Genomic DNA, 25,499 nt, shown 5'->3' on the forward strand with positions numbered 1-25,499 from the left:
GTTCACGCGCCGATGCCGGCGGCCGCCGCGATATCGGGGTACCGGTCGAACGCGGGCCGCAGCATGGGCACCAGTTCCAGCACCTTGGCGACCCTCCCGCGGATCCGGAGCCGGCCCGTGGCGATGGCGACGGGCACCAGGAGCCGTCCCATCCACAGTGCGTGGGCCGTGTCGCAGGACATCCGGAGGGTGATCGCCGCCGGCCCCGCCTGCTCCTCGCCGATACGGACACCGCCCTGCGGTGACACGAAGATCTCGCAGTCGGGCTTGGTGTGGACGAGCCGGACGGAGAGCCCCTCCTGCCGGGCCCGCACCACGAAGTCGTCGTCCTCCAGTAATACGGTGAACAAACTGCTGAAGACCTGCGCGGCCATTTCACTGGACGGAAAAACGGACATGTTCCCCCTTCGCTCTTCGCTCGCCTCACCGGCGTCAAAGCACCGGCGAAAGCGTCCGCATAAGAACGCTAAGGGGCGGCAGGACCGGCTTCCACCGGGCCGACATAAGACCGAAGGGAAGCTAACAGGACACGGAAAGGAGACATGGGAATCCGGCGGCGGAAAACAGATACCGGAAAGGAGAACGACCACAAATACCTTCGCGGCTTTTCACGCGCATCAACCGCAACCCTCTGCGTTTCCGGCCACTCAGGATGCCCCGGGTGATCTGATCCAGCCCAGCGACCTTTCGACGGCCCGCCGCCAGTTGTCGTACTCCGACTCCCGGTGGCCGGGGTCCATTCTGGGGAGCCACCGGGAGGCCGGGTGCCAGTTGCGGCGCAGTACCTCGAGATCCGTCCAGTAACCGGCGGCGAGCCCGGCGGCGTAACCCGCCCCCAGGGAGACCGTCTCGGAGACCATGGGCCGAACGACGGGCACGTCGAGCACGTCGGCGATGAACTGCATCAGCAGGTTGTCCGCCGTCATCCCACCGTCCACCTTCAGCTCCTTCAGGGCCACCGAGGAGTCGGCGTTCATGGCGTCGACGACCTCACGTGTCTGCCAGCCCGTGGCCTCCAGGACGGCCCGGGCCAGGTGCCCGCTGGTGATGTAGGAGGTGAGGCCGACGATGACGCCGCGTGCGTCACTGCGCCAGCGGGGTGCGAAGAGGCCGGAGAAGGCGGGGACGATGTAGCAGCCGCCGTTGTCCTCGACGGTCCGCGCGAGGGTCTCGATCTCCGGCGCGCTGCTGATCAGCCCGAGTCGGTCACGGAACCACTGGACCAGCGCGCCGGTGACGGCTATCGATCCCTCCAGGGCGTAGACCGGCGGCCGGTCCCCGATCTTGTAGGCGACCGTCGTGAGCAGTCCGTGCCGGGAGCGTACGACGTCGGTGCCGGTGTTGAGCAGCAGGAAGCTGCCCGTTCCGTACGTGCACTTGGCTTCGCCCGGGGAGAAGCAGGTCTGGCCGAAGAGCGCCGCCTGCTGGTCGCCGAGCGCGGCCGTGATGGGAACGCCGGGAAGCAGCGCGCGGGCCTCGCCGTAGGTCTCCGCGGAGGATCTGATCTCGGGCAGCATCGGGCGGGGGACGCCGAAGAACGCCAGGAGCTCCTCGTCCCAGGTGAGCGTGTGGATGTTCATCAGCATGGTGCGGCTGGCGTTGGTCGCGTCGGTGATGTGCAGACCGCCGTCGACGCCGCCGGTGAGGTTCCACACCAGCCAGCTCTCCATGGTGCCGAACAGCACCTCGCCGTCCTTCGCGCGCTGTTCCAGTCCTTTGACGTGGTCGAACAGCCAGCGGATCCGCAGCGCCGAGAAGTAGGTGGAGGGCGGCAGGCCGCACCGGTCCAGGAAGAACTCCTCGCCGGGCCGCTGCCTGAGCTCCTCGACCAGCGGCCCCGTGCGCGTGTCCTGCCAGACGAGTGCCCGGCCCAGCGGGGTACCCGTACGCCGGTCCCAGAGCACCGTCGTCTCCCGCTGGTTGGCCAGGCCGATGGCGGCGACCTGTTCCCCGTCGACGGCCGTGCCGGAGCCGGTCAGCACCTCGGAGACCACACGCCGCAGGTTGTGCCATATCTCGACGGCGTCGTGCTCGACCCAGCCGGGCCTCGGGAAGTGCTGCTGGTGCTCGCGCTGCGCGACGGACACCAGCCGGCCGCCCCGGTCGAACAGGATGCATCGCGTGGAATTGGTGCCCTGATCGATGGACATCACATAACGCTCCACCATGATCGGGTCCGCCTTCCGATGGGTCGCGGAGGAAGCTGGGGTCTACCAGCGGGCGGCGCCCAGGTCTCTGGAGATCGCCCGTGCGGCCTCCCGGATCAGTGTGATCAGGCTGGGCCTGGGACGCCCCTGGCTGTCACAGATCCGCTCGACCGGACCGGACAGACCGATGGCGCCGACGACGAGGCCGCCATGCCCCCGGATCGGCACGGCGAGCCCCGCCTCGCCCATGCTCATCTCCTGGTTCTCGACGGCCCAGCCCTGTTCCCGGACCTCGGCGAGGGCCCGGGTGAGCTGTTCCCGGGTGACGAGGGTGTGCCGGGTGTACGCGTCCAGTCCCGATTCCAGGGCGGAGTCGAAGGGCGCGGTCCCGTAGGCCAGCAGCACCTTGCCCAGCGAGGAGGCGTGCAGGGGCAGCAGCGCGCCCACGTCCAGTGTCTGGAGGGTGTCGTCCGGCCGGAACACGTGGTGGACGACCAGGACCATGCCTTCCAGGGGGGTGCCCAGGCGCACCGCTTCCCCACTGCGGGCGGCCAGGGCGTCGGCCCAGTTGATGGACCGGGACCGCAGCTCGTTGACGTCGAGGTAGCTCGTGCCGAGGTGCAGCAGGGCGGCTCCGAGCTGGTACTTCCCGGTGGTCGCGTCCTGCTCCACGAAGTCCACGTGCTGGAGCGTGCGCAGAATGCCGTGGGCGGTTCCCTTGGCCAGCCCGAGGGAGGCCGCCACCTCCCCGAGTCCGAGTCGGCGAGGCCCAGCGGCGAGCAGGCGCAGAATCGCGGCCGCCCGTTCGATCGACTGGACCGGACCGGCCATGAAGCGAGCTTATTACCGTCTCGGGCGGTCTGCCGTGCGGGCGTGGGGCTTCCGCGACGCGGCGGGGAGGGCGGCGTTCGGTAATGCCGACCCACGTTCATTGACCGACCCGGCGCGGCTCCTTACGGTGCTTGAAGGCCTGGCGGCGTGCCGAGGGATGAGATGCCGGGCCTGTGACACGGACCCCTGGAGACACGAGATGGCGGTACAGCTCAACACGCGGGTGCGGGGGGCAAGCGAACAGGTCTTCCCGATGCTGCCCGTCGCCGGTGCCGTACCGGACGTACGCCGACGAGCGGGTGCGGTCCTGGCCGTCTGGAAGGTGTCCCCGGACGTCGTCGAGGACGCGCTGCTGGTGATATCGGAACTGCTCACCAACGCGATCGTCCATGCCCTGCCCCCGGCGGTGCTGCGGCTTTCGTGGCTGCTGGACGGCGGACTCGGCACTTTGCGCATCGAAGTCACCGACTCGGGTCCCGCGCGTACGCCGGGACAGCAGCCCGCCGGGATCGACCCGGACGAGCACGGCCGGGGCGAGGAGATCGTCCACGCGCTGGCGACTCGGTACGGGGTGGAGGCACGGCCGGGCGCGATCACCCGGTGGGCCGATCTCGTCGCGGTGTGAACCGACGTGGTGTGAACCTACGCGGCGTGAACCGTCGTGGGCTTTCTTCCTGTCGGCGGCCGGGTGCGGATGAGCACGCGGGGTCCGTCCGCGCGGCCGACCGGATTCCGCCGCCCTGGCCGACGACGGCGGATCAGCTGCGCGAGACCACGGGAACGGCTTCGCGGCCGTCCTTTCCGTCCTTTCCGTCCTGGCCGTCCTGGCCGTCCTGATCCTGGCCTGCCGTTTCCGGGACGGCCTTTTCCCGCGCCTTCGATGCGGTCGGGACCGGTTCGCCCACCGCCTGCATACGGAGCAGGAGCAGCGCCGCGTCGTCGTGCAGCCGGCCCCCCACGTGTGCCAGCAGTTCGTCATGGACCGCCGAGAGGATGTGTTCCGGCTCGTCGGACACATGACAGGCCACTCTTTCGGCCAGCGGGTAGAACTCACGGGCGCGGTCGCGGGCCTCGATGACGCCGTCGGTGTAGAGCAGCAGCTGATCGCCCTCGGAGAAGGGCAGGGTCTCCAGGCAGGGGGGCTCAGCGACGAGGGCGCGCAGGCCAAGGGGCGGAGCCGGACGGGCGGCCTCGACCGCGACGACGTCCCCGGACCGGGATATCAGCAGCGGAGAGGCGTGTCCGCAGTTGACCACCTCGAGCTGCCCGGCGTGCGGGTGCCCGACGACCACCGCGGTGACGAAGTCGTCGGGGCCGAGGTTGCGTGCCAGGCTCCGCTCGATCCTGCCGACGACGGCGAGGAGGTCGGGCTCGTCGTAGGCGGCCTCGCGAAAGACGCCGAGGACGAGTGCCGCGATCTCGACCGCCGGCAGCCCCTTGCCGCGCACGTCGCCGACGATCAGCCTGACCCCGTGCGGGGTGGACACCAGCGCGTAGAGATCGCCGCCGATACGGGCCTCGGCCGCCGCCGCACTGTAGCGGACCGCCACCCGGAACGGACCGACGGTCCGCGGGATCGGCTTGAGCACGGCGTGCTGGGCGGCCTCCGCGACCGAGCGGACGGCGGCGAGCACCCGTTCCCGGCGACCGCGCAGCGCGCTGGACAGCGCGCTCGCCAGGGTGACGGCCAGCAGTGCCGCGAGCATGGCCACCAGTTCGTGCCCCGGACCGGCCTCCCTGACGCCGAGGGCGGCGCCCAGCACCACGGCGAGGAGTCCCACGTACAGGACGCCTCGGGGACCGTTGGTACTGGCGGCCAGGGCCGGCCCGGCCGCCAGCAGCGGCAGCCAGAACATCCCCGGGTCTGCGCAGACGGCGACGAGCGCGACGCCGGAGACGATCAGAACCGGCGCCACCGGCATTCCGGCGGCCAGTTGCGAGACGGCACGGCTGGGGACCGGTACTCCCGGACCGGCCCCTGACTTCCTGAGCGGCCGCAACGGCCGGCGCTTGCCACCATGGTCACCCGCCTGCCTCATGTCCCTGTTCGCAATACTCACCCGTTAAGCCCTTAAGACCGACTTGTCCGTTTCATCCAGGAAACGGGATTCGGTCGGCACATCGCAAGGAGAGGGTTTTCAGATAGTGAGCGAGAGACCTCTGGTCACGCGTTCCGCGGTCAGGAGCAGCCGGCCCCGGGCCTGCGGGAGACGGGAGAGCCGTTCCACCGGGAACGAGACGCCGAGCGAGCCGAGGACGTCGCCGCGGTAGACGGGCACGGCGATGCACACCGTGCCCAGCGCGTACTCCTCAAGGTCCGTGACGGCCGGTGCCATGGGAGAGGCGTCGAGGTTCCGGAGCAGCTCCGGCAGGCTGGTGATGGTCCGCGGCGTCAGATCGGCAAGATCATGCCGGGAGAGGTAGTCACGGCGGGACTCCTCGTCCAGTTCGCGCAGGACGGTCTTGCCCAGCGCGGTGGCGTGTCCCGCCTCCCCGAATCCCACCCAGAGGTCGACGCGGGGCGCACGGGGTCCGTCGACGATCTCGGTGACGCTGATCTCGCCGCTCTCGTAGAACGTGAGGTAGGTGGCGGCGGTCAGCTCGTCACGCAGCGCGGCGAGCGTCGGCCGGACGCGGCTGAGCAGCGCCTGGGTCTGGCCCGTGATGTGCAGCGTGTGCACCCTGTCACCGAGGACGAAGCCGCCGTCGGCCAGCTTCCGCAGGTATCCGTCGTGGGTCATCGTCCGCAGCAGGTGGTAGGCGGTGGCCAGGGGCAGCCCGGTCTCACGTGCCAGCTGCTTCGCGGGCGCGCCGTTCTCATGCACGCTCACCGCCTCCAGCAGGCGGAAGGCACGCTGTACGGACATGATGAGCGTGGGGCTCTCCTGGACGCCCATGTCACCAGCGTGCGCCCGACACGCGGCGTGAGCAAGACGCGGGCTTCTTCGGCCGTGGCGTCAGCAGGGCGTGGGGCTCCTGAGCGGTCCGCACGACCGCCGTACGGCCCCGGCGGCACGGCGGCTTGATGGTTGCCGCACTCACTCCTGTGCCCATAAGTATGGTGTCCCACCACATACGCCTCTGACCTGCGACTTCCTACGGTGTGGCGACACGCAAACGTCCCCGTCGAACGCCAGGAAGTGGTGCCGATGTCGTCGCCCACAAGCGCTCCACCAGCCCCGCACAGCCTCCCCCGCATCGTCGCCGCAAGTCTCGTCGGCACCACGATCGAGTGGTACGACTTCTTTCTCTACGGCTCCGCGGCCGCCCTCGTCTTCAACAAGCTGTTCTTCCCGGACTCCGATCCGCTCGTAGGCACCCTGCTGGCGTTCCTGACGTACGCCGTGGGGTTCGCCGCCCGGCCGCTCGGGGCTCTGGTGTTCGGGCATTACGGGGACCGGCTCGGGCGCAAGCGGCTGCTCGTGCTGAGTCTGCTTTTGATGGGCGGGGCCACGTTCGCGATCGGGCTGCTGCCCACGCATGCCACGGTCGGCGGCGCGGCGCCGGTGCTGCTGACTCTCCTGCGGCTCGTCCAGGGGTTCGCGCTGGGCGGTGAGTGGGGCGGAGCCGTCCTGCTCGTCTCCGAGCACGGCGACGCACGCCGGCGCGGCTTCTGGGCCTCGTGGCCGCAGACCGGAGCCCCGGCCGGCCAGCTGCTGGCGACCGGGGTGCTGTCGCTGCTCACCGCCGTCCTGTCCGACGACGCCTTCGGGAGCTGGGGCTGGCGGATCCCGTTCCTGCTCTCCGGTGTGCTGGTCGTCGTCGGTCTGTGGATCCGGCTCTCCGTCGACGAATCGCCCGTGTTCCGTGAGGCGTTGGCACGGTCCGAGGCCCGGCGCAGCGCCGGGACGGCCGAACCGCCGCCACTGGTCTCGGTGTTGCGGAACCACTGGCGTGACGTACTGATCGCGATGGGCGCGCGCATGGCGGAGAACATCGGCTACTACGTCATCACGGCCTTCGTCCTCGTCTACGCCACCACCTCCGCCGGGGTCTCCAAGCAGACCGCCCTGAACGCCGTACTCATCGGCTCCGCCGTGCACTTCGCCGTGATCCCGGCGTGGGGCGCGCTGTCGGACCGGATCGGGCGGCGGCCCGTCTACCTGCTGGGCGCCGCCGGGACCGGGCTGTGGATATTCCCGTTCTTCGCCCTCGCCGACACCGGTCGATTCGGGTATCTGGTGCTGGCGGTCACCGTCGGCCTGGTACTGCACGGCGCCATGTACGCGCCTCAGGCCGCCTTCTTCGCCGAGATGTTCGCGACCCGGATGCGCTACTCCGGCGCTTCCATCGGCGCCCAGTTCGCCTCCGTCGCGGCCGGTGCGCCCGCCCCGCTCATCGCCACCGCACTGCTGTCCGACTACGGCAGCTCGACCCCGATCGCCCTCTACGTGATCGCGGCGTCCCTGCTCACGCTGGTCGCGGTGGGCGTGGCGAAGGAGACCCGGCGGCGCGACCTGGCCGACGACGGCCTCGCGACCGTCTCGCCGCGCACCGACGACGTGCCCGCCCACTGAGCACGTGCCGCCGGTCCCCCCGGGATCAGCGGCGCTGCGGCTGCGCCCCCAACCGGTGCAGCCGCAGCGCCAGTTGGATCTCCAGGGCGCGGGCGGGGCTCTGCCAGTCGTCGCCGAGCAGACGGGTCACCCGCTCCAGCCGCTGGGCCACCGTGTTGACGTGGACGTGCAGTTCGTCCTTCGTACGGGCCGGGCTCATCCCGCAGGCGAAGTACGCGTCGAGAGTCCGCAGCAGCTGCGTGCCGCGCCGCGTGTCGTACGCGACGACCGGGCCGATGGTGCGGGTGACGAACGCGGCGACGTCCCGTTCACCGGCGAGGAGCAGACCGAGGAAGCCGAAGTCCTCGGCGGCGGCGCCGTCTCCGCCCCGGCCGAGGAGGTCCAGCGCGTCCAGGCAGCGGCGGGCCTCGGCGTACGCGACGGCCACGGTGTCGGGGCGGGTGGCGAGGTCGGCGACGGGAGCGGAGGCGCCGACGGTCACCGGCTGGTGGACGGCGGTGCCCAGCTGCCGGGCGGTGCGCCGGGCCAGGCCGGTCGCGGTGCCGCCGGGGCCGAGGGGCAGCAGCAGGACGGTACCGCCGTCACGGGCCGCTGCCAGGCCGTGCCGGGTGGTGGCCAGGTGGGACGCGGCCGACCACAGCCGGCGGCGTGCTGCCGCCGCCTCTTCGGCGTCCGCCGCCGGGCCGTCCAGGCGGGCGGCGAGCACGACGTGGGTGGCGTCAAGGTCGGCCTGCAACCGGGCGGCGCGGTCGCTCAGTTGGCGTGGCTCGCGATCACGGGCGTCGAGCAGGTCGTCCAACAGCTCGCCACGCACCCGCTGTTCGGCCTCGGCGGCGGAGCGACGGGCGAGCAGGAGCAGTGAGGTGACCATCGCGGCGCGCTCCAGGGTGCGCTGGTCGACGGGGTCGAGGCCCGGGTTGCCGCGCAGCACCAGCGCGCCGAGGAGTTCGCCACCCGCGGCGACCGCGGCGATCCAGTCGTCGCCGTGCCGTACCGCGTGCCCCTCCGTGCGCGACGTCTCCAGCGGGCGGGGATCGGCGGTGTCGGTGAACTCGACCGTACCGCCGAGGACTTCGGAGACGGCGGCGGCCACGTCATGGACCTGGCCGCCGCGCAGCACGAGTTCGGCGAGCCGGTCGTGGATCTCCGAGGCACGTTCGATGACGGCGCTGTGGGCCTTGATGATCTCGTTGGCCCGCTCCAGGCCGGTCATGGCCGAACGGGTCTCGGTGAGCAGGTTCGCCGTGTCGATGGCGGCCGCGGCGAGCGCGGCGAAGGATCCGAGCAGCGCGATCTGCTCCCGTTCGAAGACACGGGCCCGCCGGTCCGCTGCGAACAGCACCCCGATGACGTGCGGCCCGAGCATGAGCGGGACACCGAGGATGGCGACCAGGCCCTCGTCGCGCACCCCGGCGTCGATGGTGAGCGTGTGCTGGAAGCGGTCGTCCTTGAAGTAGTCGTCGGTGACGTACGGCCGCGCGGTCAGTGCGACAAGTCCGCCGAGCCCTTCCCCCATGCCGAGCCGCAGCTGCTGGAAGCGGGCCGCGACCGAGCCCTCGGTGACCCGCATGTAGGTGTCGCCGCGCGCCGGGTCGTTCAGGCTCAGGTACGCGACGTCCGTGCCGAGCAGGGAACGGGCCCTTTGGACGATGGCCTGGAGCACGGCGTCCACGTCCCGCAGTCCTGCCAGGTCATGGGCGGTCTCGAACAGGGCGGACAGCTCGGCCTCACGCCGGCGTCTGCCCTCCAGCTCGGTGCGCACCCGCAGCGCGAGGAGTTTGGCCCGCTCCAGGGCGGCGATCCGCTCCGGCGGCCGGTTCTCGGCGCGGGCGAGCAGCACCGGCTGCTCGTACGCCTCGGCCGAGGCGCCTCTGGCCAGCAGTTCGAGGTACGCCGGCTCGGCGCCCCCCAGCGCTTCGGCGTCCAGGTCGAGGTCGCCGGCCGCCGCAGCCGGGGCCGGCCGCCTGACGGGCTGCACGTGATCGCGAGACATGGTCACAGGATTCCGCATCGCCGCTCCGGCCCGTCGGGCCTGTGGAAAACTCACGGGCCGACGGGTGCCCGGTGTGTCAGTGGGCCGTCCAGCCGCCGTCGAGCACCAAAGAGGTGCCCGTGACGAAGGACGCCTGGGGGGCGCAGAGGTAGGCCACCGCCTCGGCGACCTCCTCCGGTTCGACGAGCCGTTTGACGGCGCTGTCGGTCAGGAGCACCTCGGACAGCACCCGCTCCTCGGGAATGCCGTGCGCGCGGGCCTGGTCGGCGAGCTGCTTCTCGACCAGTGGAGTGCGCACATAGCCCGGGTTCACACAGTTCGAGGTCACCCCGTGGGGCGCGCCCTCCAGAGCGGCCGTCTTCGACAGCCCCTCCAGACCGTGTTTGGCGGCCACATAGGCGGATTTGTAGGCCGAGGCACGCAGCCCGTGGACGGAGGACACGTTCACGATCCGTCCCCAGCCCTGCCGGTACATGTGCGGCAGCGCGCCCCGGATGAGCCGGAACGGTGCCTCCAGCATCACGGTCAGGACGGTGTGGAAGACGTCCGGCGGGAACTCCTCGATGGGGCGCACCAGCTGGAGGCCCGCGTTGTTGACGAGGACGTCGGTGCCGGCGGCGGCGCGTTCGGCCGCGTCCAGGTCGGTGAGGTCGAGGACGTACGGTTCCACGGCGCCGCCGCCCGCCGGGCCCGCGGTCCGCCCGGCCAGATCGACGAGTTCGGTCAGCCCCGTCTCGTCCCGGTCGACGGCTCTGACCCGGGCACCGGCCGCCGCGAGACGCAGGGTGCAGGCGCGGCCGATGCCTCCGGCGGCACCGGTGACGAGGGCGGTGCGGCCGTGCAGGTCGAGGGCGGGGGCGAGGCGGGTACTGGGCGAACTCATGGGTCGACCCTAGGGGGCACCCATCACCTCCCCCATGGCGTCAGCACACATACTTCAGCTGAAAGCCGTAGCGTCGAACCATGTGGGTGCATCCGACATGGCCTGCTTGATCCGGAACACCCCGAACTCGTGCAGCTCCGGCAGGGCGTCCACGTCGAACCAGGCCACGTCCAGCGACTCGTCGTCGTTCACGCGGGCCTCGCCGCCGACGGCCCGGCAGCGGAAGGTGATGTCCATGAACTGGCAGACGTCCGCGTTCGGGTAGGTGACCGGCTCCAGCGCCTGGACGAGGACCACCCGCTCGGCGACACAGCGCACCGCCGTCTCCTCGAAGACCTCCCGCACGGCGCAGGCCGCGGGCTGCTCCCCCGGCTCCGGAATGCCGCCGATGACCGACCACTTGCGGGTGTCGGTACGGCGGCCCAGCAGCACTCTGCCGTCGTCGTCGAAGACGATGGCGGTGATCCCGGGCAGCCAGAGCAACTGGTGGCCCGCGCTGGCCCGGACCGTGCGGATGAAGTCAGGAGTAGCCATGGGCCGACCCTAACCGCCCGGTTCCTCGCACCCGGGCGGAACCAGGGGGCGTACAGCGGGTGTACGGCTACGCGTCACCGGCGCGCCGGCCGCGCATCCCGGCGCCGATCGCCCAGCCGGCCCCGCCCGCCGCGACCAGCACCAACGCGATCTCCGGCAGGATGCCGAGACGGGTCGCGGGCGTCTCGGAGGTGCGCAGCGGCACCTTCTGGACCAGGTAGGCGGGCACGAACATGCCGGTCTTCTGGGTGATCTCCCCGTCCGGCATGATGACCGCGCTGACGCCGCTGGTCACCGGCACGGTGACGGTCCGGCTGTGCTCGACCGCGCGGATCCGGGACATGGCGAGCTGCTGGTAGGTCATCTCGCTGCGGTCGAAGGTGGCGTTGTTGCTCGGCACGGAGATCATCTCGGCGCCGTGCGTGACGGTGTCCCGCACGTCCCAGTCGAAGGCGGCCTCGTAGCAGGTGGCGAGGCCGACCTCGGCGCCGTCGATGTCGAACACACCGGGCTTGGTGCCCCGGCTGAAGTCCTGGCGGACCATGCTGGTCCAGTCCTTGTTGACGGCGCCGACCAGAGTGCGCAGCGGGAGGTACTCGCCGAAGGGCTGGATCTGCCGTTTGTCGTACGTCGCGGTCGGGCCCTTGACCGGGTCCCACAGGATCTGCTCGTTGAGCAGCTTGCCGTCCCGCTCGACGACCCCGCCGACCGAGATGGGCACGCCCATCGCCTTGGCGGCCTCGTCGATCACGGCGGCCGCGCCGGCGTCGGCGAACGGATCGACGTCGGAGGAGTTCTCCGGCCACAGCACGAAGTCGGGCTTGGCGGCTTTGCCCGCCTTGACATCGGCGGCCAGCTTGAGCGTTTCCTTCACGTGGTAGTCGAGAACCGCCTGCCGCTGGGAGGCGAAGTCCAGGCCCGCGCGCGGCACGTTGCCCTGGATGAGCGCGACGGTGACCGAGCCCTTCTCGGCCTTGTCACTCACCAGCGTCCGCGCGGCGACCGCGCCCGCCACGGGCACGGCCACACTCAGCAGGGCCGCGGCCGCGGCTCCGCGCCGGATCTCCAGGGTCCGCCGGCCCTCGACGGCCAGTCGCCCCGCCTCGTACAGGCCGAACCCGCACAGGACGACGGCGAAACCGAGCACCGGGGTGCCGCCCACCGCGGCGAGCGGCAGGAAGACGCCGTCCGCCTGCCCGAAGGCGATCTTGCCCCAGGGGAAGCCGCGGAAGGGCACGCGCGCGCGTGCCGCCTCGCCCGCGATCCACAGGGCGGCCGCCCACACCGGCCAGGCCGGCAGCTTGGAGACGGCGGCCACGCCCACCCCGACCAGGGCGATGAAGATCGCTTCGATCGCCACCAGCGCCAGCCACGGCCCGGGGCCGACCTCCACGCCCGTCCACACCAGCAGGGGCAGCAGGAAGCCGAGCCCGAAGAGGTAGCCGAGCCCGAGGGCCGCCTTCCAGGAGCGGCCGCGCAGCACCCATCCGAGTCCGGCGAAGGCGGGCAGGGCCAGCCACCACAGGGTGCGCGGCGGGAAGCTGATGTACAGCAGCACTCCGCTGAGCGCGGAGGCGGCGGCCGGGACCAGACGGCGAAGCAGCCGGAGGCCGCGTGCGCGGGGCGCGGGGCGCGACGTGAGCTGGTCCGACTGGTCCACGGAAGTTGCGGTGGCGGTCACTCCGGGAGTGTACGGCGGTTGACCTTGCGGCCGACAGCGCGGTCTCGGCATGCGTGAATCACACCGTTCCCGCGCAAGTCATCCACAAAAGGGGCATCACCCGGTTACGGTGTGCCGTGGCGGGCGGCGGGGCCCGCCACAGGTCGGGGGACCGGGGTACGGGGGGCGACGGTGGGGTCTACCGGGATGACGTCCGCTGCCGAGAAGGACACGGACAACGACAGACGAAACGTTTCTGACGCGCTGGGCGTCGTGGTGCTCGGGGCCTGCGCCGGGTGGCCGCTGGTCTCGTCGATCGGACGCGACGCGCGGCCCGAGGGAGTGCTGCTGGCGGTGCTCGCGGTGGCCGCGGGCTACGCGGCGGGCCGGATGTCCGGCTCGCTCTTGCCGGTGGCGGCGCCGTGTGCCGGCGCCGTGGCGGGGCTGGGACTCGCGGTGGCGATGCCCCAAGTGGCTCCGGGCCCGCAGTTCACGACCCCGCTCGGCCATACGGGTGCCGTGGCGGCGCTGCTGGCCCTCGCGACGGGCGCCGCGTGCTGCGCCGCGTGGGCGACGCCGGTTCCGGCGCTGCGGTTCGGGCTGCGGATGCTGGCCGCCGGGATCGCGGTGGCCGGGGCGGCCATGGGCTCGGCGGCCGGCTGCGCGGCCAGTGCCGTCGTCCTGCTGTGTTCCCTGGCCGCCGGCCGGATGCGGCGACGGGGGCCGGGCCTCGCCGGGCTGCTCCTGGCGGCCACGCTGGTGACCGCCACGGTGTGGGGGGTAGCCGCGAACGTCCTGCCCGCCGGGCTCACCTCCGCCCTGCGGGGGCCCCTTCCTGAGCACCGCGTCCAGCTGTGGCGGGACGCCCTGCGCCTCGCACGCCGGAACACCGCCCTGGGCGTCGGCCCGGGGCGCCTCGGCGAGCTGAGCGGCAGCGCGCCCGAGGCCCTGCTGCCCGACGGCAAACCGCACTCCGCCCCGCTCCAGCAGGCCGCTGAACAGGGCCTGTTCGGTGTCCTGCTGCTGGCCACGGCGTTCTGCTGGATCCTCTACGCCCTGTGGCGGTCGCCCCGCTCCACGCCGGTCACCCTCACGGCGGGCGCGGCACTCACCGCCCTGGCCGCGATCGCCGCGGTCGGCGACGCGCTCAGCTTCACGACGGTGTCGGCGGGCGCGGGCCTGCTCGCGGGCCTGGCGACGGCACATCCATGGGGGGCGGGGGTACCGGGCAGTTGAGCCGTACGGCTCTATGGCCCTGGCACATGTGGCTCACCCCCATAGGGGCACGGCCACATGCGGCCTGGCCACATGTGCGCCAGCCATGGGTGCTCCAGCCCCGCCTGCGGCCTGCGTCAATGCGCCGCCGTACCCGGTGTGATCGTCCGCAGGCGCTCCCTGATGACACGCACGGCGGACTCGGCGTTGTCCACGGTGATCGTGAAGGTATGGCCGTCCCACAGACGCAGGACGATGCCCTCGCCACGGCGGACGACGACGGCCGTGCCCTTCTCGGGGCGCCAGCGGTAGCCCCAGCCGCCCCAGTGGCGCGGGGTGATCTGCGGGGAGAAGTCGGCGCCGACCACATGGGAGAGCGGAATACGACGGCGCGGTACTCCTATATGACCGCAGCGGATTTCGAGGCACTCCCCGTCGAGCTTCAGGTCGACGTGCACGAAGGCGAGGGTGCCGAAGAGGACCAGCAGTCCGGCCGCGATGCAGCCCACGACCGACATCACCAGCGGGGCGGCCCCCGATGACCAGGCGGAGTCCACGGCCAGTTCGATACCGAGCGCCATGCAGGCCGCGCCCACCAGCGCCAGCAGCCACTGGACCCGGTTCGTGGCGCGCCCGGTCCAGACATCCGGGTGCGAGGCGTCCTTGTCGGGAGAGAGGTCGCGGGGTTGGTCCCTCATGGCTACGAGATTACTCAGGTTTCGCTGCGCGGGTACCGCGTCGCGCAGGGTGACTGCTCACATCGGCGGTACAGCCGACCCCCAGGGTCACTGGGACGCGGCAGGACTGGCCGCGCGCAGCAGTCGGGCCTCGGCGTAACTGAGCGCGGCCTCGGGCAGCTCGCCCTCCCGGCTGTTGAGCAGTACCGTCACCGTGCCGGTGGCCGGTGCGTCGGGGGCCGGCCGCGCGCCGATCCGGCGCAGCGCCTGGGCGGCCACCGCGCCGGCTGAGCCGTGCAGGGCGAGCGGGGCGGCGCCGGGGCGCTGGACGGCGGCGCGGATACGTTCCGCCAGGAGTTCGTAATGGGTGCAGCCCAGGACGACGGTCGTCACGTCGTCCGGCGTGAGCTGGGCCGCCGCGGCCACGGCGGCGTCGATGGCGGCCTGGTCGGCGTGCTCGACGGCCTCGGCCAGCCCCCAGCAGGGCACCTCGGCGACCGGCACGCCGCCGGCGAACTGCTCGATGAGGCCCCGCTGGTAGGCGCTGCCCGTGGTGGCGGGGGTCGCCCAGATCGCGACGGGGCCGCCGGCGGCGGCGGCCGGCTTGATCGCCGGTACCGTGCCGATGACCGGGATGCCGGGTTCCAGGCGCGCGCGCAGCGCGGGCAGGGAGTGCACGGTCGCCGTGTTGCAGCCGATGATCAGCGCGTCGGGCCGGCGGGCGGCGGCGGCCTCGGCGACGGCCATGGCGCGCTCGGTGACGCCCTCGGGGGTACGCGGTCCCCAGGGCATGCCCGCGGGGTCGAAGGAGAGGACGAGATCGGCGTCGGGGCGCAGCCGCCGTACCGCTGCGGTGGCCGCCAGCAGGCCGATGCCGGAGTCGATGAGCGCGATCTTCACCCGGCCACGATAGACGATGGGCCGTTGGGAGCAGGCCCCATGGGGCAGACTGCGCGGGTGAGCGCCTTCGCGTGGACCGCCGCCGTATCCCTCGCCGCCTGGTTGTGGCTGCTGCTCTGCCAGGGCTTCTTCTGGCGCACCGACGTCCGGCTGCCGCCGCGGCGCGAGCCCGCCGCGTGGCCGGACGTGTGCGTGGTGGTCCCGGCCCGGGACGAGGCGGACGTCCTGCCCCTGAGTCTGCCGTCGTTGCTGGCGCAGGACTATCCGGGGCGGGCGGAGGTGTTCCTCGTCGACGACGGCAGTACGGACGGCACGGGGGAGCTGGCCAGGGAGCTGGCCGCGCGCGGCGGCGGGCTGCCGCTGACCGTGAGCTCGCCCGGTGGTGAGCCGCCGGCGGGCTGGACGGGCAAGCTGTGGGCGCTGCGGCACGGCATCGCGCTGGCACGCGCGCGTGGCCCCGAGTACCTGCTGCTGACGGACGCCGACATCGCGCACGAGCCGGACAGCCTGCGGCTGCTGGTCGCGGCCGCCCGCACCGGTGGCTTCGACGTGGTTTCGCAGATGGCCCGGCTGCGGGTGGCGAGTCTGTGGGAACGGCTGGTGGTGCCGGCCTTCGTCTACTTCTTCGCCCAGCTGTACCCGTTCCGCAGGATCGGGCGGAGGGGGTCGCGCACGGCGGCAGCGGCGGGCGGCTGTGTCCTGCTGCGCGCCGACACCGCGGCGAAGGCGCGCGTCCCGGACGCCATCCGGCACGCCGTGATCGACGACGTGGCGCTCGCCCGCGCGGTGAAGGGCGGCGGCGGGCACATCTGGCTGGGGCTCGCCGACCGGGTGGACAGCGTGCGCCCGTATCCGCGCCTGCGCGACCTGTGGCGGATGGTCTCCCGCAGCGCGTACGCGCAACTGCGGCACAACCCGCTGCTGCTCCTCGGGACGGCCGCCGGTCTGGCGCTGGTGTACCTGGTGCCGCCGGCGGCGGTGCCGGCCGGGCTGGTCACCGGCGACGCGCCGGCGGTGCTCCTCGGCGTGGCGGCCTGGCTGGTGATGACCGCGACGTACCTGCCGATGCTCCGCTATTACCGGCAGCCGCTGTGGCTCGCCCCGCTGCTGCCGTTCACCGCGTTCCTCTATCTCCTCATGACGGTCGACTCGGCGGTGCAGCACTACCGGGGGCGCGGCGCGGCCTGGAAGGGCCGCACGTACACGCGTCCCGGCACGGTCGCCGACGAAGGCTGACCGCCCCGTGCGGTCACTTGCGGCCGGGCGTCCAGTTCATGCCCCAGCCGTAGGCGCGGTCGACGGTCCGCTGCGGGCTCACCCCGCGCTCCGGAACCAGATAGCGCGCCTCGCGCTGCACCAGGAGATCGCCGCCGGTGTTGGTGAGCAGGGCCAGCGCGCACACGGTGGAGGGAACCGTGCACTCGTCCAGGGAGAAGTCGACCGCGGCGCCGTGCTGGGGCCGGAGGGTGACCGTGGCGTGCAGGTCGGCGAAGGACGAGGCGCCCCGGTAGATCGTCACGAAGACCAGGATGCGCCGGAAGTCCTGTTTGTGGTCGAGGTTGACGGTGAGGTTCTCGCCGCTCGACACGGCGCCGGTGCGGTCGTCGCCGTCGAGGTGGATGTACGGCGGCCGGTTCAGGGAGCCGAAGGCGTTGCCCAGTGCCTGGACGACGCCCTTGCGGCCGTCGGCGAGTTCGTACAAGGCGCACAGGTCGAGGTCGAGGTCGCCCGCTCCGCCGTGCGGTCCGCCCCAGCCCGGGAGCTGCTTTCGGACCTGCCAGTTGAGGTTGACCCGCAGCGCGCCCGAGGTGCCGCCCTGTTTGGCCAGCGAGACGGAGGGCGCCGCCTTGGTGAGCGTCACCTTGGACAGCCGTACGGGTGCGGTGGGCGCAGGCGGCGGAACGGGCAGACCGGCGGGGGCCGGCGCCGGATGCCGCGGGAAGGGCGGTGCGGCGGGCTGCGGCGGGGTGACCGGACCGGGGGCCGCGGGAGCCACGGGATTCGGGACCGAAGGGGCGGCCTGCGGTTTGGGGGGCCGCGCCGGGTGCTGCGGCTCGTCCACCGTGATCCCGAAATCGGTGGCGAGCCCCTCCAGCCCGCTGCTGTACCCCTGGCCGACCGCACGGAATTTCCAGCCGGCCTGGCGCCGGTACAACTCACCGAGCACGAAAGCGGTTTCGACCGTGGCGCCCATGCTGTCGAACCGGGCGACCACACTTGCGTCCGCCGCGTTCCGCACCTCGACATAGAGGCCGGGGACCTGTCCGAACGTTCCGCCGTCGGCCGAGGCCGCGAGGACGATCCGCTCGATGGGCGTCTCCACGCGCGCGAGGTCGACGAAGAGGGTGTCGGTGACCAGGTCGCCGGAGCGCCGCTTGCCCTCGTGCCGGACTGCGCCCGAGGCGTGCGCCGGCTGGTTGTAGAAGACGAAGTCGCCGTCGGAGCGTACTTTCCCGGCGACCAGCAGCAGTGCCGAGGCGTCCGCGTCGGGGGCGCCCGGACCGGAGCGCCAGCCCAATTCGACGCGCAGGGCCGTCGTCGGCACCGGCGTATTCGATCCTTTCGGCATTGACATGTCCGCCCCCATCGCGTGTCGGCATGCCGGGCACGTCCCGGCGGTCCCGCGTCATCCGTACTCTCACAACCTATTCCCGGGGCCGTGGATCTCCCATGAGTGGCACAGGAAGATCGCTGGCCAACTGCCGGTAGCCGGCTCGGAACTCGGCCTTTACACGATCAGAACGCTGATTGCCGTCCTTTTTTGCCGACTTCGCTCGGATTGGGGATCCGGCGTCACTGCCGACACGAAAAACAACCCTCTTATCGGTCTCCCCAACCAGCACATCGTGGGCTTAACTTATGTGCCATGACCTCCCCCCGCTCCACCTATGGCGGCGGCTACTACTCCGCCTCCTTCCCGGACACCCCGATCTACGACTCGCTCGTGGCCGAGCGGGGCACCCCCCAGATCGCCCCGATCCGGGTCCCTCCCGCCTACGACGCGCCCAGCAGCTTCAGCAACCTGCCCGCGCTGCCGTCGGCACTGCCCGCCCTGCCCGCGGGCCCCTCCCAGCCGGCCCAGGGCTACGGCTACCCGCAGCAGATGCAGCAGCCCGCACCGCTGCAGCAGGCGCCCACGGCCTACATCCCCCAGCAGGCGACGGGACCGCGCGGCTACCCGGCCCAGCAGCCGCAGCCGCCCCGTCCGGCGATGGGGGGCTCGGGTTACGAGGCGATGCGCCCGGCCGCCCCGCGCCCCGCGCAGGGAGCTCCGTACCAGGACCCGTACAACAACCAGCAACAGCAGCAGTACCGCGGCTACTGACCGGCGACCCCCGGATGTCCGTGCGGCCTGGCACGATGGCGTCATGGGGAAGGCCGAACTGCAGTCGATTCACGTTCACCCGGTCAAGGCGCTCCGGGGCTTCGCGCCCCGGGAGGCCGTCGTGGAGCCCTGGGGGCTGGCCGGCGACCGACGCTGGGTTCTGATCGACGACGGGGGAAAGGTCGTCACCCAGCGGGTGCAGCCGCGCCTCGCGCTCGCCGCTGCCGAGCTGCTGCCCGGCGGCGGCGTACGTCTGTCCGCGCCCGGGCGCACACCTCTGACAGTGCCGGTTCCGGAGCCGGGGGGCACGGTGCCGGTGGACATCTTCGGTACGAAGGTGGAGGCGGTCCTCGCGGCCGAGGCGGCCCATGCGTGGTGCGGCGCGTATCTGGAGGCCGACGTCCGGCTCGCCCACATGGACGCCCCCGCGATCCGCCGCCCGGTCGACCCGGGCCACGCGCTGCCGGGCGAGACCGTGAGCTTCGCCGACGGTTTTCCCCTGCTGGTCACCGCGCAGGCCTCGCTGGACGCCCTCAACTCCCTGATCGCGCGGGGTGAGCACGCCGACGAGGGTCCGCTGCCCATGAACCGGTTCCGGCCGAACGTGGTCGTGCGCGGCACACCGGCCTGGGCGGAGGACGACTGGCGACGGATCGCCATCGGCGAGGTCGAGTTCCGGGTCGCGAAGATGTGCGGGCGGTGCGTCGTGACCACGACCGACCAGGTCACCGCCGAGCGCGGCCGAGAGCCGCTTCGGACACTGGCACGGCACCGCAGGTTCGGCAACCAGCTGGTCTTCGGCCAGAACCTGGTACCGCTCTCCCCCGGCACGATCCGGGCGGGGGACCCGGTCCGGGTCCTCGACTGACAGTGAGCCGGGCGGTGCCGGGGGCCGAAGGACGTCGGTGACCGCACGACGTCGGTGACCGCACCGCACCGGTGACCGCACGATGTCGTCGTCCAGCGGCATCGACGGCGGCGGTCCCGGTGGCCGAACGGGGCCGGCCCGAGCCACCCGCACTCCCGTGACGGTCCCGCCGTCCGCACCGTCCGCAGCGGTGCCACCCCGTCCGTCGTCCTCCGAGCGTCGCACGCGACGAACGATCTTCGGCTCCCGGCGGGAACCCCGGCCCACTGCCCGGTCGTTGGGGTCGTGAGAAGTTCATGAAGGTGCCGGCCGGGGTGATTTCGCTCTCTCTTCGGCCAGGGGCTCGGGTGAACGGACCGGGCGGGGGTTATCACGGAGCGGGAAGGGGGTGGTGGTCGGTGCGAGCGATCCGCGGCCTGTGGCGGTGGCGGCGCAATCCGCTGCGCCGCGCGACCGACCTGGTCGAGGCCTGGGTGGCCCTGGTGGCGCTGGTACTGATCGTGGTGGCCGCGCCGCTGCTCGGCTCGTTCGTCGGCGCCGCCGCCCAGGGCACCCTCCAGCGGGCGGTCCGGCAGCAGCAGCACGACCGGCATCTCGTCATGGCCACGGTGGTGCGCAAGCTGGGCGGCGCCCCGGTGGAGGCCGACCCCGACGCCGCCGGCGCCCACGACAACCGCAGCCGCGTCCTCGCCGACTGGACCGCGCCCGACGGCACCCGCCGGCACGGCCCGGTCCTGACGACCCTCAAGTCCCCGCACAAGGGCGACCACTTCGACGTCTGGACCGACCAGCACGGCGTCATGACAGCCCGCCCGCTGGACTCCGCGACGGCCACGACGCACGCCGTGCTGGCCGGGTTCGGCGCGGCCCTGCTCACCGCGGGGCTGGTCGAGGGCGGCAGACGGATGATCGTCTGGCGTATGGTCCGTCGCAGGTACGCACGTTGGGACCAGGCCTGGGACCGGGCAGGCCCGGACTGGGGCAAGGCAGGCACGGGCAGCTGACGGCCTTTCCGTCTCTGGTCATTCCACCACCTCGGCGCACGCTACGGTGGACCGGCCGAAGCGTATTCGGCATCGACCCGCGCGCGAGCGGACCACAAGGGGCCGGGCTCCGTTCACGGTGCCGCCCCGAAGGCGAAGCGAGCGATCTGTACGACGAGGTGGGGGCAGAGCAACGCCATGGCACAGGGCACGGTCCAGGTGACGCACACCGGCACATCGCGGTGGCGGCGCCGCACAGGTGAGTACGCGTCGCTCGCCGCCGCCCTGGAGGCCGCCGCCGACGGCGATGTCCTCACGGTCGCGCCCGGCACCTACCGGGAGAACCTCGTCGTCCAGCGCGCGGTGACGCTGCGCGGCCCGGAGGGCTCGCCGGGCTCGGTGCGCATCGCCCCGGTGGACGGGGTCCCGCTGACCGTGCGCGCCTCGGCGGTCGTACAGGACCTGCTGGTCGAGGGCCAGGACGCGGCCGCGCCCGCGCTGCTGGTCGAGGAGGGCACGCCCGAGCTGCTGGACCTACGGATCGTCACCAGGTCCGCCGCCGGCATCGAGGTGCGCGGCGGAGCCCGGCCGACCGTGCGGCGGTGCACCGTCGACAACCCGGCCGGCATCGGTGTCGCCGTGCTGGACGGCGGCGGCGGGGTGTTCGAGGAGTGCGAGGTCGTGGCGGCCGGACAGGCGGGCGTGGCGGTGCGCGGCGGCGGCCACCCGCGCCTCGAGCGCTGCCGGGTGCACCACGCCTCGGGCACGGGCCTGACGGCGACCGGGGAGGGCTCCGCGCTGGAAGCGGTGGGGTGCGAGATCTACGAGGTGCGCGGCTCCGGTGTGCAGGTCACCGCGCGGGCGACGGCGCATCTCACCGACTGCGACGTGCACCGCACCACCGCCGACGGGGTCACGCTGGACACGGACGCGGTGCTGACCCTCGCGGACTGCCGTATCCACGACATCCCGGAGAACGCGGTCGATCTGCGCTCGCGGTCGGTGCTGACGCTGACCCGCACGACGGTGCGTCAGTTCGGTCGCAACGGCCTGTCGGTGTGGGACCCGGGCACCCGGGTGGACGCCAACCAGTGCGAGATCTTCGACAGCACGGGCGACTATCCGGCGGTGTGGGTCAGCGACGGCGCCACCGTGGTGCTGGACTCCTGCCGGGTGCACGACGTGCCGGACGCCCTGTTCGTGCTGGACCGCGGCTCCCGCGCGGACGTGGTCGACAGCGATCTCTCCCAGGTGCGCAACACGGCGGTGTCGGTGAGTGACGGCGCCACCGCACAGCTCGACGACTGCCGGATCCGGGACGCGGCCACCGGCGCCTGGTTCCGCGACCACGGCAGCGGCGGCACCCTCAACAACTGCACGGTGGACGGCACCCAGACCGGCGTGATCGTCACCAAGGGCGCCGACCCCACCATCGAGCGCTGCACGGTCGACGCCCCGGCCGAGGCGGGCTTCTATGTGTCGGCGGGCGGCCGGGGCACCTTCGAGAACTGCCGGGTCACCGGCAGCGGCGGCTACGGCTTCCATGTGATCGACGGCTGCCGTACGACGCTGCGCAAGTGCCGCACGGAGCGGTGTGCGCGCGGGGGTTACGAGTTCGCGGACGGCGGTCCGGACGCGGGCTCGGGCACCGGTCCGGTGGTGGAGGACTGCACCAGCGACGAGAGCGGCAGCCTGCGGCCGCCCGCGGCGCTCGAGACGGCCGTACAGACCTCGCACCGGTCCCCCGGCCTGCTGGGCGCGATCCCCGGCCAGCGCAGCGCCGAGCAGGAGCCGCTCCTGGCCCCCGCCGCGCCCGAGGAGCCGGCCCGGAACTCCAAGGCGGTACTCGGCGAACTCGACGCCCTGGTCGGCCTGGACAGCGTCAAGCGCGAGGTGCGTGCGCTGACCGACATGATCGAGGTCGGCCGGCGCCGCCAGGAGGCCGGTCTCAAGGCCGCCTCCGTCAAGCGGCACCTGGTGTTCACGGGCTCCCCCGGCACCGGCAAGACGACGGTCGCCCGGCTCTACGGCGAGATCCTCGCCTCCCTCGGGGTGCTGGAGAAGGGCCATCTGGTCGAGGTGTCCCGGGTCGACCTGGTCGGCGAGCACATCGGTTCCACGGCGATCCGCACCCAGGAGGCCTTCCAGCGGGCGCACGGCGGGGTGCTGTTCATCGACGAGGCGTACGCGCTGTCGCCGGAGGACGCCGGGCGGGACTTCGGCAAGGAGGCCATCGACACGCTGGTGAAGCTGATGGAGGACCACCGGGACGCCGTGGTGGTGATCGTCGCGGGCTACACGGAGGAGATGGAGCGCTTCCTTTCGGTCAACCCCGGTGTGGCGTCGCGTTTCTCCCGGACCATCACCTTCAGCGACTACGGCCCGGGCGAGCTGTTGCGGATCGTGGAGCAGCAGGCCGACGAGCACGAGTACCGGCTGGCGCCGGGCGCGTCCGAGGCGCTGCTGACGTATTTCACGGTGCTCCCGAAGGGCCCGGCGTTCGGCAACGGCCGTACCGCCCGGCAGACGTTCGAGGCGATGGTGGAGCGGCACGCGAGCCGGGTAGCCCAGCTCGCCGACCCGACCACCGACGACCTCAGCCTGCTGTATCCGCAGGACCTGCCCGAACTCGCCTGATCAGCGGCCCGGTCGGGGCCGCTGCCCGGGCAGCTCCGGGCGCAGCCGGGCCAGCAGCCGCTCGCGTTCCTCGGCGAAGGCCGGATCCGCCTGGTAGTCGGAGTGACCCAGGATCGGGGCCGGGAGCGGGTGACCGGGGGTGCGGCCGTAGGCGAGCGGGTCCTTCAGGGGCGGGTGGTCGACATCGGGGCCGTCGCCGCCGGGGATCCGCACGGGGCCGCCGATGGGATCGGTGAGCCGGTAGAGGTTGCGCCAGCAGGCGACCTCGCGGTGCAGGGAGCCGAGTTCGGCGGGACCGAAGTGAGCCGGGAACCAGCGGCCGTACAGCCGCTCCAGCGGGGAGCCGTACGTGAGCAGGGCGACCCGCTTGCGGACGGCGGGGGTCAGCTGCCAGGCCGCCGCGGCCGCGAGGACGCTGCCCTGGGAGTGGCCGGAGATGACCAGCCGGCCGCCGGTGCGGCGGGTCCAGGTGTCGATCCGCCAGGTCAGGTCGGGGACCGCGCGCTCGGCGTAGCAGGGCGGGGCGAAGGGGTGGGCGGCGCGCGGCCAGAAGGTGCCGACGTCCCAGAGGATGCCGATGGTGCGCCGCGCGGAGGCGTCCTTGTAGGCGCGCCGCCCCCAGGTGACGAAGAGTATGAAGCCGAGCCCGACCAGCCAGGAGCCGAGCGCCTGCGAGGTCTGGGCCGCGCCGTGCACCAGGGCGTACGTCCGGTCGGCCGCCGTGTCCGGCGTCTTCCCGGTGACCAGCGCCCCCGCCAGCGCCCCGGCGCCGAGCACCAGCGTGGCGGCGCACAGCACGGTGACGACGAGCGGCGTCCGGTCGGTGAGGAGGGCCATGGCCCGGACCCGGGCGATACGGCGGCTGCGGGCCGCGTCCTCCGGCTCTCCGGGGTGGCCGAGGGCGACGGCTGCGCGTTCCGCGCGGCTGAGCCGGGAGGTGCGCCAGGACAGCCAGGCGACCGCGGCGAGCAGCACGACGAGCACCGGCGGGATCACCGAGGCCTGCCAGGTCAGCAGTACCGGTGGTCCGGCGATGGAGGTGCCGGTGCCGTCCAGCCAGTCGGAGACCCGCTGGGCGACCCCGCCCGAGATCACCCCGCCCAGCGCGCAGGCGAGCAGTGCCACCGCGGGCCCGCCGAGTCCGCGCATCGCGGCGCGCGGATCGGGCAGCCGGCGGTGCAGGTCGTGGGCGACGACCGCGAGGACGATCACCAGCCCGCCCTGGGCCAGGGCCAGGCCGCCGAAGACGGTGTCGCCGGCGAGCCGCCCCGGCGAACGCCACCCCGGACGGGACCAGCCGGCGTACCCCGCCGCCAGCACGAGCAGGGTCAGCGCACCCAGCGGCAGACGTCGTACGAGATGCCGGTCGAGTTCCTGGTCGAGGAGGTTCTCGGTACGGCCCCGGCGGCATACCACCCACACCACGGCGAGCGTCCCGGCGGTCAGCGCACCGGTCAGCAGCCATCCGGTCATGTCCAGTGCGGCGGCTCCGCCCGGCCGGCGGTCGAAGGCGGCCGCCGGTGCGAGGACCGCGGCGGCGACGGTGAGCAGAGCCGCCGCGGTGTGGGCGGCGCGCAGCCGGGCGACCAGCCGGCGCCCGTACCAGAAGCCGGGGCTGCCGAGGGAGGTGTGGCCGGGCTCGGGGTCGTGGGCCAGGGGCCGGGCGGACTCGTAGGCGCTCCAGGTGCGGTGCGAGAGGTACCAGAGCAGGCCGGTCAGGGCGGTGGGCACCAGGGCGGCCAGGGCGAGCCGGCGTCCGGGGGCGCTCCACCAGCCGCCGCCCGAGCCGGCGGGTGAGAGGAAGCGGAGCCAGGAGTGCCGGCCGGCGCAGGCGGTGACGCCCGCGCACTGCCAGGCGGTGAGGTCCAGGGCGACCTCGCAGGCGGCGGCTACCAGCAGGACGGTCAGGGTGAGCCCGGCGAGGCGGACCAGCAGGCCGTAGAAGCGCACGGTGCGCGGCCGGTCCTCGGCGGCGGGGCGCATCCAGTGGGCGAGGTTGACCACCATGAACGGCAGAAGCAGCAGCCACAGCGCGCGGGAGGCGTTGCCGGAGGTGAGGTTGCACCAGACGTATGCCTCGGGGACCGGCCGGTCGCGGTAGTCGCCGGGCCGGGACTCGGCGTGGACGTCCTCGGCACGCCTGAAGACGGCGGCGGTGTCGTCGCCGGTGATCCGCACCGTGCGCGGATCGTCGAGCATCTTCCCGGGTGTGGTGCCGCCGACGCCGTGGACCAGGAGTTCCAGGTCGATCTCCGGTGCGGCGGGCCGCCCGGCGGGGCCGCCCCCGGTGCGTTCCTGCGCGCGTTCCACTCTTCTCGCACTTCCCCCG

21 protein-coding genes are annotated in these 25,499 nt (G+C 72.6%); 8 read left to right on the plus strand and 13 right to left on the minus strand.

All coding sequences use genetic code 11. From position 1 onward, the window contains the following. Positions 1-2: 2 nt before the first annotated feature. From LQ326_RS22250 to LQ326_RS22260, 3 genes are all read right to left on the minus strand, one after another. Complete coding sequence (locus LQ326_RS22250; protein WP_234539082.1) at positions 3-398, minus strand: hypothetical protein; 396 nt, start codon at positions 396-398, stop codon at positions 3-5. 249 nt (positions 399-647) lie between these two features. Beyond that, positions 648-2,168, minus strand: a complete 1,521-nt coding sequence (gene glpK / locus LQ326_RS22255; RefSeq protein ID WP_234539083.1) for a glycerol kinase GlpK — start codon at positions 2,166-2,168, stop codon at positions 648-650. A 42-nt stretch (positions 2,169-2,210) separates the two neighbouring features. Further along, complete coding sequence (locus LQ326_RS22260; RefSeq protein WP_234539084.1) at positions 2,211-2,978, minus strand: IclR family transcriptional regulator; 768 nt, start codon at positions 2,976-2,978, stop codon at positions 2,211-2,213. Between the two features lie 199 nt (positions 2,979-3,177). Here LQ326_RS22260 and LQ326_RS22265 point away from each other — a divergent pair, with 199 nt between their 5' ends. Further along, complete coding sequence (locus tag LQ326_RS22265) at positions 3,178-3,603, plus strand: ATP-binding protein (RefSeq protein WP_234539086.1); 426 nt, start codon at positions 3,178-3,180, stop codon at positions 3,601-3,603. Between the two features lie 133 nt (positions 3,604-3,736). On the opposite strand, the gene LQ326_RS22270 is transcribed toward LQ326_RS22265, so the two are convergent. Further along, positions 3,737-4,900, minus strand: coding sequence for a PP2C family protein-serine/threonine phosphatase (locus tag LQ326_RS22270; protein ID WP_234539281.1), 1,164 nt, complete (start codon positions 4,898-4,900; stop codon positions 3,737-3,739). Positions 4,901-5,116: 216 nt separating this feature from the next. Then, a complete protein-coding gene (locus LQ326_RS22275; RefSeq protein WP_234539088.1) occupies positions 5,117-5,875 on the minus strand; it encodes an IclR family transcriptional regulator in 759 nt (252 codons plus the stop codon). A gap of 252 nt (positions 5,876-6,127) precedes the next feature. On the opposite strand from LQ326_RS22275, the gene LQ326_RS22280 reads away from it, so the two are divergent. Then, positions 6,128-7,495 (plus strand): MFS transporter, encoded by a 1,368-nt coding sequence (locus LQ326_RS22280; protein ID WP_234539089.1) that lies wholly within the window; start codon positions 6,128-6,130, stop codon positions 7,493-7,495. 25 nt (positions 7,496-7,520) lie between these two features. Here the strand turns inward: LQ326_RS22280 and LQ326_RS22285 are convergent, their stop codons facing one another. From LQ326_RS22285 to lnt, 4 genes are all read right to left on the minus strand, one after another. Beyond that, positions 7,521-9,488, minus strand: coding sequence for a helix-turn-helix domain-containing protein (locus LQ326_RS22285; protein ID WP_234539090.1), 1,968 nt, complete (start codon positions 9,486-9,488; stop codon positions 7,521-7,523). 76 nt (positions 9,489-9,564) lie between these two features. Next, on the minus strand, positions 9,565-10,371 hold the full coding sequence (locus LQ326_RS22290; RefSeq protein ID WP_234539091.1) for a 3-hydroxybutyrate dehydrogenase: 807 nt from the start codon (positions 10,369-10,371) through the stop codon (positions 9,565-9,567). 54 nt (positions 10,372-10,425) lie between these two features. After that, positions 10,426-10,905, minus strand: coding sequence for an NUDIX hydrolase (locus tag LQ326_RS22295; RefSeq protein ID WP_234539092.1), 480 nt, complete (start codon positions 10,903-10,905; stop codon positions 10,426-10,428). Positions 10,906-10,972: 67 nt separating this feature from the next. Continuing rightward, a complete protein-coding gene (gene lnt, locus LQ326_RS22300; RefSeq protein WP_234539093.1) occupies positions 10,973-12,586 on the minus strand; it encodes an apolipoprotein N-acyltransferase in 1,614 nt (537 codons plus the stop codon). Positions 12,587-12,772: 186 nt separating this feature from the next. Between lnt and LQ326_RS22305 the strand changes: the two genes are divergently transcribed. After that, positions 12,773-13,801: an O-antigen ligase family protein gene (locus LQ326_RS22305; protein ID WP_234539094.1), complete on the plus strand. Its 1,029-nt coding sequence runs from the start codon at positions 12,773-12,775 to the stop codon at positions 13,799-13,801. Between the two features lie 116 nt (positions 13,802-13,917). Here the strand turns inward: LQ326_RS22305 and LQ326_RS22310 are convergent, their stop codons facing one another. Next, the gene (locus LQ326_RS22310) at positions 13,918-14,478 is read right to left on the minus strand and encodes a hypothetical protein (protein ID WP_234539095.1); all 561 of its coding nucleotides are present in this window, start codon (positions 14,476-14,478) and stop codon (positions 13,918-13,920) included. A gap of 87 nt (positions 14,479-14,565) precedes the next feature. Next, on the minus strand, positions 14,566-15,357 hold the full coding sequence (locus tag LQ326_RS22315; protein ID WP_234539096.1) for a glutamate racemase: 792 nt from the start codon (positions 15,355-15,357) through the stop codon (positions 14,566-14,568). A 39-nt stretch (positions 15,358-15,396) separates the two neighbouring features. On the opposite strand from LQ326_RS22315, the gene LQ326_RS22320 reads away from it, so the two are divergent. Beyond that, complete coding sequence (locus LQ326_RS22320; RefSeq protein WP_234539098.1) at positions 15,397-16,593, plus strand: glycosyltransferase; 1,197 nt, start codon at positions 15,397-15,399, stop codon at positions 16,591-16,593. Between the two features lie 13 nt (positions 16,594-16,606). Here the strand turns inward: LQ326_RS22320 and LQ326_RS22325 are convergent, their stop codons facing one another. Further along, entirely contained in the window at positions 16,607-17,944 is a 1,338-nt protein-coding gene (locus LQ326_RS22325) for a TerD family protein (RefSeq protein ID WP_234539099.1), read from the minus strand. 279 nt (positions 17,945-18,223) lie between these two features. On the opposite strand from LQ326_RS22325, the gene LQ326_RS22330 reads away from it, so the two are divergent. The 4 genes from LQ326_RS22330 (at position 18,224) to LQ326_RS22345 (ending at position 23,170) form a co-directional block, all read left to right on the plus strand. Next, positions 18,224-18,682, plus strand: a complete 459-nt coding sequence (locus LQ326_RS22330; RefSeq protein ID WP_234539100.1) for a DUF6643 family protein — start codon at positions 18,224-18,226, stop codon at positions 18,680-18,682. Between the two features lie 43 nt (positions 18,683-18,725). Then, positions 18,726-19,550, plus strand: a complete 825-nt coding sequence (locus LQ326_RS22335) for an MOSC domain-containing protein (RefSeq protein WP_234539101.1) — start codon at positions 18,726-18,728, stop codon at positions 19,548-19,550. Positions 19,551-19,948: 398 nt separating this feature from the next. Next, positions 19,949-20,554, plus strand: coding sequence for an Rv1733c family protein (locus LQ326_RS22340; protein WP_234539102.1), 606 nt, complete (start codon positions 19,949-19,951; stop codon positions 20,552-20,554). A gap of 177 nt (positions 20,555-20,731) precedes the next feature. After that, the gene (locus LQ326_RS22345) at positions 20,732-23,170 is read left to right on the plus strand and encodes a right-handed parallel beta-helix repeat-containing protein (RefSeq protein ID WP_234539103.1); all 2,439 of its coding nucleotides are present in this window, start codon (positions 20,732-20,734) and stop codon (positions 23,168-23,170) included. On the opposite strand, the gene LQ326_RS22350 is transcribed toward LQ326_RS22345, so the two are convergent. Further along, positions 23,171-25,480 carry a hypothetical protein gene (locus LQ326_RS22350; protein ID WP_234539104.1) on the minus strand — a complete coding sequence of 770 codons (2,310 nt, stop codon included), beginning with the start codon at positions 25,478-25,480 and terminating at the stop codon, positions 23,171-23,173. It lies immediately after the preceding gene. Between the last annotated feature and the right edge of the window lie 19 nt (positions 25,481-25,499).

This window comes from Streptomyces shenzhenensis, from assembly GCF_021462265.1.
GTDB classification, from domain to species: domain Bacteria; phylum Actinomycetota; class Actinomycetes; order Streptomycetales; family Streptomycetaceae; genus Streptomyces; species Streptomyces shenzhenensis.

Excerpts from the sequence above, each read along its gene's own strand:
- LQ326_RS22250 (WP_234539082.1), bottom strand. The coding sequence starts at position 398 with ATGTCCGTTTTTCCGTCCAGTGAAATGGCCGCGCAGGTCTTCAGCAGT.
- glpK (WP_234539083.1), bottom strand. The coding sequence starts at position 2,168 with ATGGTGGAGCGTTATGTGATGTCCATCGATCAGGGCACCAATTCCACG.
- LQ326_RS22260 (WP_234539084.1), bottom strand. The coding sequence starts at position 2,978 with ATGGCCGGTCCGGTCCAGTCGATCGAACGGGCGGCCGCGATTCTGCGC.
- LQ326_RS22265 (WP_234539086.1), top strand. The coding sequence starts at position 3,178 with ATGGCGGTACAGCTCAACACGCGGGTGCGGGGGGCAAGCGAACAGGTC.
- LQ326_RS22270 (WP_234539281.1), bottom strand. The coding sequence starts at position 4,900 with ATGCCGGTGGCGCCGGTTCTGATCGTCTCCGGCGTCGCGCTCGTCGCC.
- LQ326_RS22275 (WP_234539088.1), bottom strand. The coding sequence starts at position 5,875 with ATGGGCGTCCAGGAGAGCCCCACGCTCATCATGTCCGTACAGCGTGCC.
- LQ326_RS22280 (WP_234539089.1), top strand. The coding sequence starts at position 6,128 with ATGTCGTCGCCCACAAGCGCTCCACCAGCCCCGCACAGCCTCCCCCGC.
- LQ326_RS22285 (WP_234539090.1), bottom strand. The coding sequence starts at position 9,488 with ATGTCTCGCGATCACGTGCAGCCCGTCAGGCGGCCGGCCCCGGCTGCG.
- LQ326_RS22290 (WP_234539091.1), bottom strand. The coding sequence starts at position 10,371 with ATGAGTTCGCCCAGTACCCGCCTCGCCCCCGCCCTCGACCTGCACGGC.
- LQ326_RS22295 (WP_234539092.1), bottom strand. The coding sequence starts at position 10,905 with ATGGCTACTCCTGACTTCATCCGCACGGTCCGGGCCAGCGCGGGCCAC.
- LQ326_RS22305 (WP_234539094.1), top strand. The coding sequence starts at position 12,773 with ATGACGTCCGCTGCCGAGAAGGACACGGACAACGACAGACGAAACGTT.
- LQ326_RS22310 (WP_234539095.1), bottom strand. The coding sequence starts at position 14,478 with ATGAGGGACCAACCCCGCGACCTCTCTCCCGACAAGGACGCCTCGCAC.
- LQ326_RS22320 (WP_234539098.1), top strand. The coding sequence starts at position 15,397 with ATGGGGCAGACTGCGCGGGTGAGCGCCTTCGCGTGGACCGCCGCCGTA.
- LQ326_RS22325 (WP_234539099.1), bottom strand. The coding sequence starts at position 17,944 with ATGGGGGCGGACATGTCAATGCCGAAAGGATCGAATACGCCGGTGCCG.
- LQ326_RS22330 (WP_234539100.1), top strand. The coding sequence starts at position 18,224 with ATGACCTCCCCCCGCTCCACCTATGGCGGCGGCTACTACTCCGCCTCC.
- LQ326_RS22335 (WP_234539101.1), top strand. The coding sequence starts at position 18,726 with ATGGGGAAGGCCGAACTGCAGTCGATTCACGTTCACCCGGTCAAGGCG.
- LQ326_RS22345 (WP_234539103.1), top strand. The coding sequence starts at position 20,732 with ATGGCACAGGGCACGGTCCAGGTGACGCACACCGGCACATCGCGGTGG.